General features: G+C 52.3%; 16 protein-coding genes. 5 read left to right on the top strand and 11 right to left on the bottom strand.

Annotated elements, in window-relative coordinates; genetic code table 11:
- The first annotated feature begins 52 nt into the window (after positions 1-52).
- Positions 53-985, top strand: coding sequence for a pyruvate synthase (locus KIS30_00110; protein ID MBX8645152.1), 933 nt, complete (start codon positions 53-55; stop codon positions 983-985).
- A 42-nt stretch (positions 986-1,027) separates the two neighbouring features.
- Here the strand turns inward: KIS30_00110 and KIS30_00115 are convergent, their stop codons facing one another.
- From KIS30_00115 to KIS30_00135, 5 genes are all read right to left on the bottom strand, one after another.
- Complete coding sequence (locus KIS30_00115) at positions 1,028-2,326, bottom strand: MFS transporter (GenBank protein ID MBX8645153.1); 1,299 nt, start codon at positions 2,324-2,326, stop codon at positions 1,028-1,030.
- A 126-nt stretch (positions 2,327-2,452) separates the two neighbouring features.
- A complete protein-coding gene (gene coaA, locus KIS30_00120; protein MBX8645154.1) occupies positions 2,453-3,415 on the bottom strand; it encodes a type I pantothenate kinase in 963 nt (320 codons plus the stop codon).
- Between the two features lie 91 nt (positions 3,416-3,506).
- Positions 3,507-4,382, bottom strand: coding sequence for a 3-hydroxybutyryl-CoA dehydrogenase (locus KIS30_00125; GenBank protein ID MBX8645155.1), 876 nt, complete (start codon positions 4,380-4,382; stop codon positions 3,507-3,509).
- A complete protein-coding gene (locus tag KIS30_00130; protein MBX8645156.1) occupies positions 4,351-5,544 on the bottom strand; it encodes a thiolase family protein in 1,194 nt (397 codons plus the stop codon). The genes KIS30_00125 and KIS30_00130 overlap by 32 nt, the downstream gene beginning before the upstream one ends.
- Positions 5,545-5,591: 47 nt before the next feature.
- Positions 5,592-6,929: a tRNA(Ile)(2)-agmatinylcytidine synthase gene (locus KIS30_00135; protein MBX8645157.1), complete on the bottom strand. Its 1,338-nt coding sequence runs from the start codon at positions 6,927-6,929 to the stop codon at positions 5,592-5,594.
- A gap of 115 nt (positions 6,930-7,044) precedes the next feature.
- On the opposite strand from KIS30_00135, the gene KIS30_00140 reads away from it, so the two are divergent.
- Positions 7,045-7,425, top strand: coding sequence for a DUF3198 domain-containing protein (locus KIS30_00140; protein ID MBX8645158.1), 381 nt, complete (start codon positions 7,045-7,047; stop codon positions 7,423-7,425).
- A 468-nt stretch (positions 7,426-7,893) separates the two neighbouring features.
- On the top strand, positions 7,894-9,159 hold the full coding sequence (locus KIS30_00145) for an ORC1-type DNA replication protein (GenBank protein MBX8645159.1): 1,266 nt from the start codon (positions 7,894-7,896) through the stop codon (positions 9,157-9,159).
- Here KIS30_00145 and KIS30_00150 read toward each other — a convergent pair.
- Complete coding sequence (locus tag KIS30_00150) at positions 9,151-10,050, bottom strand: S26 family signal peptidase (GenBank protein MBX8645160.1); 900 nt, start codon at positions 10,048-10,050, stop codon at positions 9,151-9,153. The genes KIS30_00145 and KIS30_00150 overlap by 9 nt on opposite strands.
- Before the next feature lie 96 nt (positions 10,051-10,146).
- Between KIS30_00150 and KIS30_00155 the strand changes: the two genes are divergently transcribed.
- Together KIS30_00155 and KIS30_00160 are read left to right on the top strand one after the other, a co-directional pair.
- Positions 10,147-10,644 carry a dCMP deaminase family protein gene (locus KIS30_00155; GenBank protein ID MBX8645161.1) on the top strand — a complete coding sequence of 166 codons (498 nt, stop codon included), beginning with the start codon at positions 10,147-10,149 and terminating at the stop codon, positions 10,642-10,644.
- 62 nt (positions 10,645-10,706) lie between these two features.
- The gene (locus KIS30_00160; GenBank protein ID MBX8645162.1) at positions 10,707-11,936 is read left to right on the top strand and encodes a M20 family metallo-hydrolase; all 1,230 of its coding nucleotides are present in this window, start codon (positions 10,707-10,709) and stop codon (positions 11,934-11,936) included.
- A gap of 13 nt (positions 11,937-11,949) precedes the next feature.
- Here the strand turns inward: KIS30_00160 and KIS30_00165 are convergent, their stop codons facing one another.
- The 5 genes from KIS30_00165 to KIS30_00185 form a co-directional block, all read right to left on the bottom strand.
- Positions 11,950-13,203: an FAD-binding oxidoreductase gene (locus tag KIS30_00165; protein MBX8645163.1), complete on the bottom strand. Its 1,254-nt coding sequence runs from the start codon at positions 13,201-13,203 to the stop codon at positions 11,950-11,952.
- A 53-nt stretch (positions 13,204-13,256) separates the two neighbouring features.
- On the bottom strand, positions 13,257-14,183 hold the full coding sequence (gene ftsY, locus KIS30_00170) for a signal recognition particle-docking protein FtsY (GenBank protein ID MBX8645164.1): 927 nt from the start codon (positions 14,181-14,183) through the stop codon (positions 13,257-13,259).
- Positions 14,184-14,189: 6 nt separating this feature from the next.
- On the bottom strand, positions 14,190-14,618 hold the full coding sequence (gene pfdA / locus KIS30_00175) for a prefoldin subunit alpha (protein ID MBX8645165.1): 429 nt from the start codon (positions 14,616-14,618) through the stop codon (positions 14,190-14,192).
- A complete protein-coding gene (locus tag KIS30_00180; GenBank protein ID MBX8645166.1) occupies positions 14,615-14,857 on the bottom strand; it encodes a 50S ribosomal protein LX in 243 nt (80 codons plus the stop codon). Before KIS30_00180 ends, pfdA begins: the two co-directional genes overlap by 4 nt.
- Positions 14,858-14,946: 89 nt before the next feature.
- Positions 14,947-15,774, bottom strand: coding sequence for a hypothetical protein (locus tag KIS30_00185; protein ID MBX8645167.1), 828 nt, complete (start codon positions 15,772-15,774; stop codon positions 14,947-14,949).
- Between the last annotated feature and the right edge of the window lie 66 nt (positions 15,775-15,840).

Raw genomic sequence — 15,840 nt, forward strand, 5'->3', positions numbered from 1 at the left:
CAAAGAGGAATTTAAAGACGCGAAGCTCTACAAGAGCGTCCATGGAATTGACATGGAGGAATTCTATACATCGGGCCACAGGACCTGTCAGGGATGTGAGTCTGCACTTGTGATGCGTGACTTTGCAAAGGCATCCGGACCGAGAACTGTTGTTACAGGCGCGACAGGGTGCATGTATGTGGCTAACACCAGCTACATGACAACACCCTGGGTCGTCCCCTGGATGCATACACAACTCGGGGGCGGCGGGGCATCGGCCGTCGGTATGGCTGCGGGTCTGAAGGCGCTGATGAGAAAAGGCAAGATTCCCCAGGAGAAGATTAATGTAATCAACTTTTCCGGCGACCTGGGCGGGGGCGACATGGGCCTGGGAGGCATATCCGGTGCGATGCAGACGGATTATGACATGCTGATAATCATCTATGACAACGAGTCTGCAGCCAACACGGACATACAGGCAACAAACATGACGCCCTGGGGCGCACAGACCACATTCACTCCGACGGGTTCAAAGAAGAGAATAATGCACGAGAAGTGGAAGAAGAATCTCGCGCCCATGATAGCCATCGGCCATCCAAACTGCAAGTATGTCGCAACAGCCTGCGCAACATTCCCGCCCATGGATTACATGAACAAGGTGAAAAAGGCGCTTTCTGTTGGCGGACCGACACTGATACACACGATGGATCCCTGTCCGAAAGGGTGGGACTACCATCCGCGTTACTCCGGTGATTTGGGCCAGCTGGCAATCAAGACAGGCATTTTCCCCCTCTATGAAATCATAAAGGGAGAAGTGGTTTACACATACGATGCGCGTAAAACGAAACGCGTGCCGGTAAGGGAGTACCTGGAAAAGCAGGGAAGATTCTCGCACTTCATAGACTCTGATTTTGAGTTTGTGCAGTCCAAAGTGGACGAGATGTGGAACGACTGGGAGATTCCTGGCGTTGCGCCCATAAAGGGATGGCTTTCAGTTAGACAGTGATGGACCGGAAGCCCTTGCTACGCAGGGCAGATTCGCAGGCACTCATTCCGTAATGAGGTCCAGTTTCCCCGCGTCATCCCTTGCAGACCAGATGCTGAGCGATAGTGCCGTTCCGGCCATCATGAGCACACCGGCGACCAGTATATTTGATATCCAGGCTGTTCCCCAGCCGGCAATAGAGGCGGTCAGTGGAACGATCACCAGCGCAAAGGCACCGAATGTGGCGCCGAGGTTGTATGCGAAACCGACTGCCGTGGTCCTGTATCTTTTGCTGAATGCTTCCGACATGAGAGCAGGCAATGTGGAGAAGATCATTGCCTCAAAGAAAGCCTGGACCGAGAAGAGAGACATGACCAGGAACACATTTCTGCCGAATGCAAACAGATCTACGGGGAGCGAAATAACCAGAAAGAGCACTGTGTACTTGAGTATGTAGCCGGCCCTGTCCCTTGTGCGCGCTGCAAAAAAACCTCCCAGTATCACGCCTGCGATTGAGATGAGGTTTATGACTATGAGAGCGATGCCCGAGATCCCGTTCTTGAAACCGTTTACGGTTTCCAGTATCAGCGGATACAGCGAAAAGGTGGAAGCATTTATGTAAAGGAGGCCCGCGGTAATCATCACGACAGCAGCGAGTCGCCCCCACACTTCTCTGAACATCTTCAGCAGAGGGGTCTTTTCAACCGCGCCTTTACGCTCCGTCTCCTCAAATACCTGCGACTCGGGCGTGAGGGAACGTATGAATAATGTGAGTATACCAGGCACGAGCGTAGAGAGGAAGAGCAGTCTCCATCCAATGGTTGCGTATCCAGCGGGGCCCGTCAAAAGGTAAATGAGCGTGAAGACTCCGGCGAGTATCGCGTAGCCGCAGCCAAATCCGCTCTGGACAAACGCACCGTAAAGGTTTCTCTTTTCGGGAGGGACGCTTTCCATCGAGAGCGCTGTGCCTCCGCCATATTCCGCACCGGCAAATATACCCATCAGGAAGAGAAGAACAAATACGGCAACAGACACGATGATCCCAGCCTGCTGGTATGTGGGCAGGAGGCCGAGCGAGGCGGTAGAAAGGGAGAAAAGACCCACTGTTAGAACTAGCATTCTCTTCCTGCCTATCCTGTCTCCGATGAAATTGCCCAGGACAGCTGAGCCCAGGGCTCTTGCGACACCGTTGACGCCGAACGCAAGAAAATAGAACAGGCTCAGTGAGGCGGGGAAGAAAAGCGGGCTGACCGTACCGACCTGAATCAGATAGCTTATGGTCACATAACCATCCATGAGCCAGCCGAGCCATGCTGCAAATACAATTCTGTTCGGATTGCCATAATGCGGCGCTGCGGTCAAATGTAGTCCTCCGGTAGGAATCAAAAGCCCTGTTTAAAGGTTATGGGGAACACCGGCAATGGTCTGTGTATATGCATGCGTCCCTGTCCGTTGCCTGGGACCCAGCCCGGCGATGTGCCAGTTAAATCATATTTTTCTCATTCGGACGCCGGTTATGCTGTGATCGCTTCCCTTCTCCAGTATAAGATGTGCATGGTGCCTGGTTGGAGCTATGTTCTCACGCAGGTTCACCGCATTTATCTCATCCCAGATTCTCGATGCGATAGCATCCGCCTCATTATCTGACAGACCGGCCATGCCGTGAAAATAGGAGTCCTCGCGACGGAAGGCTGTGTCTCTCAGCACCCTGAAGCGTTCCATATACCACTTCTTTACAAACGCTTCTTCCGCGTCGATGTAAACGGAAAAGTCGAAGAAGTCGGACACGAGAAGTTCCGGTTCCTTTGCCGATTTCACGCTCCTGGTCTGGAGCACGTTGAGCCCCTCGAGTATGACTATGTCAGGCGAGCTCACAGTTGTGTATTCTCCTGGAACAATATCGTAGCGCACATGGCTGTAAACCGGCACTGAAAGACTGTCTTCTCCCGATTTCAGTCTGTAAAGGAAATGTATGAGCTTCCTCAGATCGTAGCTTTCCGGGAAGCCCTTCCTGTTCATCAGTTTCCTGCTTTCCAGCACGCTGTTCGGAAAGAGAAAGCCGTCAGTTGGAATCAGATCGACGACGGGTGAGGAGGGCCATGCGGATATGAGCGCCTTGAGTATTCTGGATGTGGTGCTCTTGCCGACGGCCACACTTCCGGCAACACCGATAATGAAAGGTATGCGCTCGTGGTCAGTGCCCAGGAATGTCCTCCTTGCTTCATACAGCTCCCTGGAGCCGCGATAGTAGAGGTTAAGGAGACGGGATATAGGAAGGAATATGTCCTCCACTTCAGCAATGGAAATCTTTTCATTTATTCCCCTTATGCTTTCAAGATCCGACGGGGACAGCGAGAGGGGAGTAGAATCACGGAGCCTCTTCCACTCCTCCCTTGAAAATGAAATATAAGTGGAACCTTCCGGGCCACCCGATGCAGTTGTTTGACTCATTGCCTCTGTGCCCGATTACATATGTGTTCGTATTTAACCTGTCTCCAGACTGGGCGTGGTTCCGGGGGGTCTGGCGTTGAGCGGCGATGTGTCAATAACGGTAGAATCCTTCTCCACTCTTCCTTCCCAGTTTTCCTGCATTGACCATGTTGACAAGAAGAGGAGCGGGTCTGAATTTCGGATCTTTGAAACCGGAGTATAGAACGTTGAGTATGTCGAGACATACATCGAGTCCTATGAAATCGGCAAGTTCGAGAGGGCCCATCGGATGGTTCATTCCGAGTTTCATGACGCCGTCGATGCCTTCACGTGTGGACACGCCTTCCATGAGAGCGAATACGGCTTCGTTTATCATAGGCATGAGTATCCTGTTGGATGCGAAACCCGGATAGTCCATGACTTCAATGGTCTGCTTCTTCATGCTCTTTGCCAGCGATACGGCTGCAGACACCGTCGAGTCGGATGTGAGGTAACCCCTGACGATTTCCACGAGCGGCATCAGCGGCACTGGATTGAAGAAGTGCATCCCGACGAAATTTTCCGGCATTTTCGAGTATCTGGAAAGAAGGGTGATGGAAATTGAGGAGGTGTTTGTGGCAATCACGGTGCCGTCCCCGACCGAAGCACTTATTTTCTCAATCGCTGCCTTCTTCAGTTCCTGCTTTTCGAATACAGCCTCGATGACAAACGAACATCCGTCCAGTTCGCTGAATTTTGTCGTTCCATGGATACTGGCCATCGCGAACGCAGCAGACCGGGCATCGAGCTTCCCCTTTTCCACCCGCTTGTCCAGCCCCTGTTTAACTCTCTCCAGGGCCAGGGCAACAATTTCCTCGGAGACATCGATGGCCACAACGTTGCATCCTGCTTCTGCGCCCGATTGCACTATACCAGCCCCCATCGTTCCCAGCCCGATCACGCCAATCCTTTGCATTTCAGCACCTTTCAAAGAGCATCGATACGGCATTTCCTCCGCCAAGACAGAGTGTGGATATGCCCCTGTCTTTCTTCAGCCTCTTCATATTGTGCAGCAGTGTTGTCGTAATCTTTGCGCCGCTGGCGCCCAGAGGGTGGCCCATCGCCACAGCACCGCCCGTTATGTTGAAGCGTTTTTCATCGACGCCGAGCGCTTTTCTCACGGCAACGCTGGCGGTTGCATACGCCTCATTGTGCTCAAACAGGTCTATGTCGTCTATGCTCATGTTGTTGCGCTTCAGCAGCTTCCTTGTTGTTTCAATGGGCGCCTCCATAACCCATTCGGGCCTTGTGCCCCCGGTGACATAATCCACAATCCGGGCAAGCGGTTCTATGCCTATTTTTTCGGCCCTCGCTGAGGACATGACGGCAAGCGCTGAAGCGCCGTCGCTGAGCTGTGAGGAGTTGCCAGCGGTGCATATTCCACCCTTCTTGAACTTTGCCTCCAGCGAGGAAAGTTTCTTGATTGTTGAATCCGGACGTATGCCCTCGTCTTTTGTCATCGCCACCTTCTCACCGGCACGCAGCACATGAAAAGGCAGCATCTCCTCCCTGAAGAATCCCTCTTCAGTCGCCATGGCCGCTTTCATGTGACTCTGGTATGCAAACATATCGGCCTCCTCCCTCGTCACATTGTGCCTCTCGGCAACAATTTCTCCCGTGATCATCATGTGGAAATCATTGTAAGCGTCCCATAATCCGTCATGTATCATGGAGTCCATGAGGAGGAGATCGCCGTATTTACTTCCCCAGCGGGTTGATGCAGAGAGATATGGCGCCATACTCATATTCTCGATGCCCCCCGCAACAATAATCTCATGTTCTCCTACACGAATCGAGTTTGCTGCCAGCATGAGTGCCTTGAGGCCGGAACCGCATACCTTGTTAAGCGAGAACGCACCGGAGGCAACGGGCACGCCGGCGCCGAGTGCACACTGTCTCGCGGGCGACTGCCCCAGGCCAGCTGGCAGAACGTTTCCGAGTATCACTTCATCCACATCGGAGGGAGACAGAGATGCTTTTTCAATGGCGCCTTTCACCACGGCTTTCCCTAGCTCAACTGCAGATGTTTCCCTGTAAGCTCCGCCAAATTTGCCTACAGGAACCCTGACCGCAGAGACGATAACTGCATCCTCAAGCGTTTGTTTCACCATGCAGATCGTATGGCACTAGGTGCGAAAGGCTAATTATCACTTTCCCGTTAATTATTGGCTGCCTTCTCAATGACACGGCCAACCATGAGCTCCGATGGCTCTGAAAGATGCCTTCGTGAAGAGGTGGTTGTAGAATAAACACCTGTTGAGAGTTCGCAATCGACTTCCCTGAGCCTGGGCTCATAAGCCTTCGTTCCGCAAGCCCTGCACCGATAGCCCATCCCTCTGCCGATCGACTCCATGCTTTTTCCACAGTTCGTGCACAGGGGATTTCCTACCTTTACGAATCTCTTCACCAGAGAGAGTATCTGGATCTTCTCTAAATTCAAAGCGGCGCCTTTCAGTCCTGCCTTGTATGCACCCCAGACCGTGATGTCGTCGCCCGGAACCAGCTTTCTCACAGTGTTACGGAGATTCTTTGTCTCTTCGAACGCAGCGCAGGTAATGGTGCGTGTCCCGTACCGGAGTTCAAAGAACACATGACCGCCAGGGATTGTCGCCGGTTTTGTAGCAACCTGCCCGGTAACGGCATATGAGCAGAATTGCTCCGGTTCCTGTGACAGTCTGATGATGTGGTCGTCGGTACCCTGATTGGATTCAAATATAAGCCAGCGGTCAATGTGCTCGGATCGTATGGATTCCATGGCACCGGGGAGAACGGCAGGATCGCTGCCTCTTATGCCGAACAGGACGGGGCAGGGGGATGCGGGGGATATGCACATGTGTCTAGTTTCGGTGTCATAATTGTTGAATGTTGAGGGAAACCGCTCATCGAGCATTGATGCGTCTTCCTCGCTCACCTGTCTGGCCCTGCCCCATCGAGCCCTGTCCCTGTAGGTGATGACTTCATATGTCCTTCTTCCGGGCTGCCATGCCACTGCAGCCGAAGCGCCGATGATGCCCCTTCCATTTTTCCATTCTGTGACGATCGCGTCAGCCGTTCTGCAGGCAGCTACAGCCTCCTCTCTGTCCACAACATATCTCACAGCCCTCCAGTAAAGTGAAGAAGGCGGTCTTGAGGCACAGACAATGACTCCGGGATTCGTATTTTCCTCATCGAGTTCCGCAATCTCTCCAATGGCTGCGGACACTTTTTCTGCAATGTTGCGCGTGTCCAGGCTCTCTCCGTCTGCCTCGAACGACGCAAGGACTGGTTTACCGGCAATTTCACCAATCCTGAATGCTGTTTTAGCCGCCCCGCCGATGGTAAACGAGAGGGCGCCGTTGCCGCGTGTCTTCCACGGTATGTTGGGATTCAGGCGTACCAGGCGCGGGTAGCCGAGAAGTACAGGGTAATCTAAAACCCTTATAAGTTCGGTGACCGCGTATGTTGTGCACATGCCTTTCGCCGAATCTGTGTCGTCGAGGCCAATGTGTATGCACATCCTCATACGCTCCTCTTGCTGTCATATCAATCTTCCCCGGGTTAAAAAATCTGGCTGTGCGAGGCGGAGCGGATATGAATCGTTTAAATATAGTATGGACTCTTGATGTTACCCGATGGCAAAAGCTTTCACCAGGGAGTTCAGATTCGAGTTGTCTGTGCTGATGCTTGCGATAGGTGTTGTGATCACGTTCGTGTCAGCACTAGGGCTGTTTGTACCAAAACTGCCTGCATACCTGTTGGGTTTTCAGCCGGCAATAAAGGCGATTGGTTCATGGCTCTACTGGTTGCTTGTCATCGGACCGATCATGCTCGTCGGTGGCCTATGGTGGTTTGTCGACTCTGTGAAAAAGACGTTTGAGCTCATGAAATATCTCAAAGTGGACAGCAAGGCCAAATTTGTCAAGAATCTCGAAGAAATAGAGTATCTTGCCTGGGTTCTCCCGCGAAAATATGAGGATATGGTTATTGACAAGAAGAGGCAGTTTAAAATCTAAACCTGAAGTTGAATAAGAGAGAGTACCGTTTCCTGTGGAAACAGTTATTTTGTGTTCGTGATCTATTGGTCTGATTGTTTGTTTTGTGTTTATGATTGAATAATTGTAAAATTATAACTTAAATGCAAAATGTACTGTGAATGTAGTTGTCAGGTAATTGTTATTTTACAACGCGTAAAATGCACGCGATCCAACCATAGTTTCAACTCATTCGATTAAGGCAGAGAAGGTAATTCCGATAGTAAGACACATCTTCAATGGTTCCAGTGGAAATGGTGGACTCTCTATTCTTGCTGTTATCGCAAATTACTCCTTTCGGAATATTTTCAAATAATTTTATTTTATTATATCATTAGATGTTTGGGAGTTACTAATTTAGTCGAAGAGAGAGATAATAAGAACGTTTTAGTATAACCGAATTTTTACTGTTCTCTTACCTCTTAGACTGGTGGGAGTTATTGATTTTTGATGAATGAACAGGAAGCCGTATACGAATCGACCGCCCGCCCCAACATATTCGAGAAGTATATTACAATCGGTTCGCTTTTTAAGAGCGATCGGGAGATGCTTCGGCCATCATATTTACCCAAGGCTCTTCCTCACAGGGAGAAGGAAATAGACCAGATGGCTGCAATAATCTCAACAGGTCTGAGGGGTGACAGGCCCTCAAACGTGCTCATATTCGGAAAGACAGGGACAGGCAAGACGGCAACTGTAAAATTCATCGCAAATGAAGCCTCGAAGGCTCCTTCGGCAGTCAGGCATATGGAGTTCGTGTATGTGAATTGCTGCGAGGCCGATACAAATTACAGCGTTGTTCAGTTCATAGTCAACAAATTCATTGAAGATCCGGAAGAGCGGGCGCCATACAACGGCTGGAGCATGGAACGGGTGTATTCGTTATTCAGGGAGAGGGTTGACGCACTCAAGCGGCTGGTGATCGTGGTTCTGGACGAGGTTGACAGGCTCGTCTACAAAGCGGGAGACGATCTGCTTTATAATCTTTCCAGAATAAATGACGATCTGAAATATTCAAAACTCTCCATCATCGGCATTGCCAACGACCTCAAGTTCACAGATTTCCTGGATGCCAGGGTCAAGAGCAGACTCGGGGAAGAAAGGATCGTCTTCGCACCGTATGATGCAGCCGAACTCGGCGACATATTGACTGCACGTGCAAGGCTGGTTTTTCATGAAGACAGTCTCGTGCCCGACGTCATACCGTTGTGCTCAGCGCTCGCGGCCCAGGAACATGGCGACGCCCGCAGGGCGCTGGAACTGCTCAGGGTGGCAGCCGAGTCCGCCGAAAGGGAGGGCAGGACGACGGTGCTCGCCGACGATGTGTACAGGGCAAAGAATAAAATCGAACTCGATACCGTGACTGAGACCGTACGCACTCTTCCGTACCAGTCCAAACTGCTCCTCCTCTCAATGGTTATAAATGCCGAGAAGAGGAAAATAATGACCACAGGCGACATATATGTCACCTATCACAGTCTCTGCCTCTCCATCGGCGTACAGGCACTTACTCAGCGGAGGATTGGGGATCTCATTTCTGAACTCGACATGCTCGGCATAGTTCGTGCCAGGGTGCGCTCGTTCGGACGTGGCGGGCGTACGAAGGAAATCGAGCTTGCCGTTCCCGCTACCGAAACGCGCGATCTGCTCGTGAGTGACGAACTGCTGAGCGACTACAAGAACACACATGCGAGGCTGCAGACCACGCTAATCTGACCGTTCTTTGTCCTCTGGTTTGGCCTCGTCTTCGCTCTTTTCGGCTCTCAGAGACTTCCAGTATTCAAACACGAATTCAGACGCGATGGCTCCTCCGACGACCGCAACAATGATGATCACGAGCGCGTACACACTGTTCCGTGGTGTGCCGGGAGGCAGCCCTCCGCTGACCATGAGCTTCACCAGCCCGACATAGGGAAGCAACCCCTGCGCAACGCCCTCGACCCATTGTATCTTTACCGGCAGCGGAAAAATCCCCAGTGCCTGATCAGTTGCGTTCTCGCCGAATACTGCATGATTGTGATCGCCCATTGTTATGAATCCGCTGGATTTTGCCTGCTGTATCATCAGAGCGATGGGTATGATCACGGGTGAATGTGTATACCCGACGTCCAGGATTTTCACATTGTACTTGATGTTGTAGATATAATGAGCCTGCCCCTGCGGGGACATGACATACCACTGCGACTGCGGAATGTCCCGAAGGGAGGGTATGTTGTATCCGCCTCCGCTGCTGTTATACTGGATATAGACAATTGCACGGTGTATTATCGGAACGACAGCATCGCTCCCGTACGGTCTGTAGATGATCACGTTGCCTGCTTCGCCATACGTGGAGTAGGAACGGGACACCCCCTGCACATAGGTGACAACCTGTGATGGAGAGGAGACCTTCTTGACCAGAACCATGTCGCCAATGTTCAGGTCTCCGAGGTATGCATAAGTGGAACTGTGCTGCATGCTTCCTGATTCAACAACGACCATGGGGGGCCAGTTTCCCGTGTAGGCATACATGCCTGCGAGCAGGACTGTAACAATCAGAATCGATGAGATTACTGTCAGTATGACTTCCTTCTGCTCCGCCTTCGAGCCCCAATCCATCTTGACCATCCGTGAGCATACCTTATGCACACTCCCTAATAAGGCTAGCAATCCGGTTATCCTGCGCTTACATTTTTAATCCCCTGCCGACATGGTCCTGGTGTCATGAAAACGGACAGCCATGCCGCAGAGAAGAAGCACCGGACGCCCCGCGATGTGTACTACATGAAGCTCGCCTATGTAATATCCGAGAGGAGCACGTGTGTGCGTAACGGGAGGCAGATAGGCGCCGTTATTGTTGATGACATGAATCACATAGTGAGCAGCGGCTACAACGGCAATCCCAGAAACATGAAACACTGCGACGATATAGGCTGCATCAGAGACATCCTGCAGATACCTTCCGGCACAAAGATGGAGATATGCACGGCCGTTCACGCGGAACAGAATGCAATAATACAGGCCGGTCCCGGCGCCTTTGGTGCAACGATATACTCGACCATTCTTCCATGCAACACGTGTGCAAAGATGATTGTAAACGCCGGCATTGGACGCGTCGTTTACAGCGAAGACTATCCTGAGCATATGGGACTCGAACTCATGAAGGAACTCGGTGTGCGTGTTGAAATGGTACCGGTCGAAAAACCGCCGAGAATAAGCTAGATCGGAGACACGCCGCGGGCAATGTTTATCACTTACCCGGTGCTTTTCCCCACGGTATCGCAATGGAAATCAACAACAAGCTGGTAAGCGCAGTCGCATCATTTGAGAAGGACATGGTCCGCTCCCTGGCCGACATGGTTCGCATCCCGGCCATAAGCCCGGAGTCCGGGGGCGAAGGGGAATATGACAGGGGAGAATTCCTCGTTTCCCTGCTGAAGGAAAATGGCCTGACGGATATAAACAGATTTGATGCACCAGACAGGAAGGCAAAGCGCGGCCTGCGGCCCAACATCGTCGCAACCCTCGGGAAGGGAAAAAAATCCCTGTGGGTGATATCACACATGGATACGGTTCCGGTCGGCGACAGGAAGCTGTGGAATCACGACCCGTTCGATCCTCTGGTGAGGAACGGAAAACTCTATGGAAGGGGTGCCGAAGACAACGGGCAGTCTCTCATAGCGTCTCTATATGCCGCAAGGGCAGTGCTCGAGGCCAATCTGGCTCCCGCGGTGAAGATTGCCTTTGTGAGCGATGAGGAGCTCGGCAGCGCGAAAGGCATAGGATATATGGCAGCACAGCACGCATTTTCACAAGGGGATGAGTTCCTCGTTCCCGATTCCGGAAACGAGAAGGGAGATGAAATTGAGATAGCTGAGAAGAGCTCCCTCTGGGCCAGGGTACGCACCACGGGCAGGCAGACGCACGCAAGCCGCCCCGATTCGGGCATAAACGCGGGCCTCGCCGCTTCGAGATACATGGCGTTTGCGACCGACTATCTCTATGCGAAATACGATGCAAGGGATCCGCTCTTTGACCCTGTTCAGCATTCGACGTTCGAACCCACAAAACGCCTCTCCAACGTGGAAAATGTCAATACCATACCGGGCACCGACGAATTCTATTTTGATTGCAGAATTCTTCCATCGTACAGCATTGCAAAGGTGCTCTCGGACATGAGGAATCTGGCACATATATTCGGAGAGCAGACAGGCGCAAAGATAGCTGTTGATGTTTTTAAGAAGAGCACGGCCGCAGAGCCGACGTCCCGGAAATCCGGCATAGCCATGAGGACATTCGAGGCCGTTAGCGAATTGAGGGGCATAGAGCCGCACTTCGTCGGCATCGGCGGCGGAACATGCGCAAACATCGTGCGCATGAGAGGTTTCCAGGCCGCAGTCTGGAGTACCGAATGCGGTATGGCTCATCAGCCGAATGAGTTCTCGCTCGTCAGCAATCTTGCCGCAGATGCAAAGGTGATGGCCGCTATATTCTCATCCATGACTGCCGCATGAGACATGCGCTCAATCAGAATACCATCTCTTCCGTGTCGGCCTTTCTGTTAATGTAGCCCAGCGCCGCGGTCCTGACTGAAGTGCCGTTGCCCAGATCCGCTTTTTCGAGTCCCATGCACAGTGAGGCCGCCACTCTGCCGGTGGCGTAGCTTTTGAGTATGCCGCTTCCGCTCATGCCTGTGACCACGATCATGCCGTATTCGTCGAAAACGATTGGACTGCCGTCGAAGCTGTTGATTATGTACTGGCCCGCCCAGCTTCCGGAGGGCCTGATTCCACTGAACTGCGGAAAATATTCCTTCAGGGGCGGCCTTATGTTGAGTTCAAAAAAGCTCTCCTCCGGTTTCGGCTCCTCTTCGAAGCCGTATTGTCTGCCGAACTCGTCCGAAAAACCAATGTCGAAAGCCTCCTCGCCGGCTTCCGGTCTCAGATAGACGCCCCCGGGCAGGAAGGTGAACGGAAGTATGCCCTCACTGCTGAAGCCGCCCGTCCTGTACAGGGGCGATATCTCCTTCCCCCTCATCACGAATATCTGTCTCGTCTTTGGCCTCGCCCTCGCGTCGATACCCAGCTGGTTGATCAGTGCAGGCGCCCAGGTTCCTGCCGCCACCACCACCTTTCCCCTGATATTGCCCCTCGCCGTTGAAACGCCCTTTACCAGTGCATTCTGCCACGCGAACGGCTCGCCGGGAATACCAAGCGGTCTGTCGGCCTCAGCGATGAATCCAGTGACCGGCGTGTTGAACTGAAACACCACCCCTCTCTTCAGGCACTCGGCGTAATAGTGTTCGCAAAGTTTAACCGGATCAAGTATGCCGGCCTCTCTGTCGTACAGCGCACCACCTATGGCTCTCAGTCCCATGAGGGCTGCGTCCTCCGTGACCGGCCTCAGCACGAGTCCGGGCAGTCTTCCTGCAAGTTCAGGCGGGTCAAACCTCTCTATTGCATGGTTGTGCTTCTCCAGTTCACGCGATACCGAAAAAAAATGTTCAACCCTGTCCTCAGGCAGCAGGAAAAGATATCCGACCTGCCTTAGCCCTATGTCCGTGCCCGAGGAAGCGATTTTCAGCAGATAGTCTGCGGTAGCTTTCGCAAGCATCCTGTTGATGCCCGATGTGAACGACGTTCTGAATCCGGAGGCACTCTTCGACGTGTTGCCCATGGCGATGCCTGCACTTCTCTCGACAACGCATATGTTCAGTGAAGCGTCAAGCTCTTTGAGATTCATGGCGGTCGAAAGCCCTGTTACACCCGCGCCAACAATCACAACATCAAAGTCTGCCAGAAAATCCCCTGCCTCTCCAGCGCACCTCGCCCGTCTTACGAGACGAGCCTGCCTGCCATCCAGTCCGCGTCGAACGGTATGAGGTCGTCATACTTCTGTCCTGTACCGAGGAAGGCAATGGGTCTGTTTATCGTCTTTGCTATCGAAAGTGCGCTGCCTCCCTTTGCATCCGCGTCTATCTTGGTGAGAACGACCATGTCTATCCCCACCGTTTCATTGAATGACTTCGCCTGTTCGATCATGTCGTTTCCCGCAAGCGAATCTCCAACGAACACCACGATATCCGGCTCAGCGACCCGCCTGATCTTCTTCATCTCGTCCATAAGGTTGTTGTTTGTCTGCATTCTGCCCGCCGTGTCAATGAGGACGAAATCGCGGTGCCTTGCCTTTGCATGCTCAATCGCATCGAACGCAACGGCTGCAGCGTCCCCCCCGTGTTCGTGCGAAACTACACGCACATCTAGCGCATCACCATGCACTTTCAGCTGTTCTATGGCTCCGGCACGGAAGGTGTCTCCGGCCGCAACCGCAACGGTGTACCCCCTCTTTTTCAGCATGCTGGCAAACTTTGCTACAACGGTTGTTTTTCCCGTTCCGTTTATGCCCACAAACATGATCACTGTCGGTCTTTTCAACCCGCCCACAACACTGTAAAAATCAACGACATACTGCTTGAGGATGCCCTTAACGGCATCCCTGAGAGCAGCAGTGACCGCCTCCTCCAGGTCCCGCCCCCTCGCGATCTTCCTGCCGCTCAGCTCCTTCTTCATGGATGCAACGATCTCTTCGGCTACAGGCTGGGCAACATCAGACTCGAGAAGACCGAGTTCCAGTTCCCAGCAGATCTCGGCCAGCTTTTCTTCCCTGATTTTTTTCCCGTCTTCCCCGATGGCACCGCTGAGCTGTTCATCTTCAGTTCGTTCTTTCAGCAGACCGAGCCTTTTTTTCAGGGCGGAAAACATGCAGCATCAGCCTGCCTGACGCCCCCGCTCCATCTCTGCTTCCTGCTCTATCATGGCCTGAAGGCCGTTAATCTGCCTCTGCATTTCCCCCATGCGGTCATAAACCTTCTGTGAGGCCTCTACGAGTTCCTTGATCCTGGCATCCATTATTTCTACGATGTTGTTCAGAGGCTCCTCGAACGTGTAGCCGGCGCCCGTCGAAACGAGTCCTCTGCCTGTATTCACCGCCCTTGCCGGCAGATATACCCCTCCGCCCACGGGTATCATCACTTCCACATTCTCCTCAACAGATGAATAGCTGCTCGCCGTGTCCCTTGCTCTTGAAAACTCGCCTATGGATGCCTGGATAAGCTGCAGCTGCTCGGACAGCGCCTCCAGCTGCGCCCTCATCGTATCCATTGCCGAGACAGCCTGCCTCAGCTCGTCGTCATTCACGCGTCGGCACCGACCTGATGTTTCACTACCGGATCGGTTATGTCGGCGTTAGCAAGCTGTGTGACCGTATCTATCCTGACGAGTCTGCGCGGAACCTTGTGTCTGCTTCCCAGAATGGTCAGTAATTTCTCTCTTGCAGCTTCTTCATCGGCAGATGCTACTTCGATACTGAACGCCTGCCATCTTCTCTCCGATATCTTGAACGTACCTTTTATTGTGAATGCTTTCATTCCTTTCATCCCGTAAGTTCTGTTAGCAACAGGTGTCATAAACGCTTTTCCACGGGCGGTGTTGACGATTCCTGCTCCAGCCACTGTAGACGTTGCAATCATGTATAAATTGTTTCGGACTTAAGCAGACCCATCTCCTTTCTTGAGCTGGCTGCAAGATATCCCGAGGCGGGTATGATGCCTATAGCCAGTATGAACGCATCCAATATCGAGGGAGAGGCTTTCATGTCCAATGTATATCGCGCCTGCACTCCGCCGGAGCTTGAGAAAATCACAATGTAGTAATGTGCGTTGGGTACCGTGCTTATCTGTGCAGTCGTTGTCCCGCCCGCTGGTACGAAATCGTTTCCCCCCGCCAGATTCGAATTTATGAGCAGACTCTCGTTTGCCGATTGTGGCGTCGCCCCGGAAGACAAATAATCACCGGACGACACGATAACAAATGTCAGGTTGTTTCCGCCCTGATTGTTTATGGTGACTGAACTTACGGTGAAAAGACCGAACACAGTTCCTGTGGAGAACTGTGCAGTTCCGACATTGCCCGAAACCGCACCATGGACGTCAAAGACCGGTGTATAGTTGGCCACGAAGAGTGCAGCAACAAACAGCACGCCCAGCACTGTCAGGGCTGTTGATGTTCTGAACGCTCTCTTTGCAATCAGGAACATGACGCCCTTCCTCTTTCCGTACTTCATGGAAAGCCTGAAGAAAAATATCCGTTCAACCGCGAGGATCAGCACTATGAAAATTACCATCAGCACTACATTGTAAATTGGGAAGTACGGCGGCTTCAGAGAGAGGCCGTTCAGAAGCATTATGAGCAATGCGAAGAGAACTATGATGCCCGTCTGGATACCAAAAAGCAGACTCCGTGTCCTCAGTATCCTGAATAGCCGTGGATCGTTCTCAAGATCTCTTGCTTTCATTGGCTCTACCATTTTTGCGGACTTTTTATATATGTTTCTGAACGGTTATCAGAAAATCTTTCCTGC

Source organism: Candidatus Sysuiplasma acidicola, assembly GCA_019721035.1.
Classification (GTDB): Archaea; Thermoplasmatota; Thermoplasmata; order Sysuiplasmatales; family Sysuiplasmataceae; genus Sysuiplasma; species Sysuiplasma acidicola.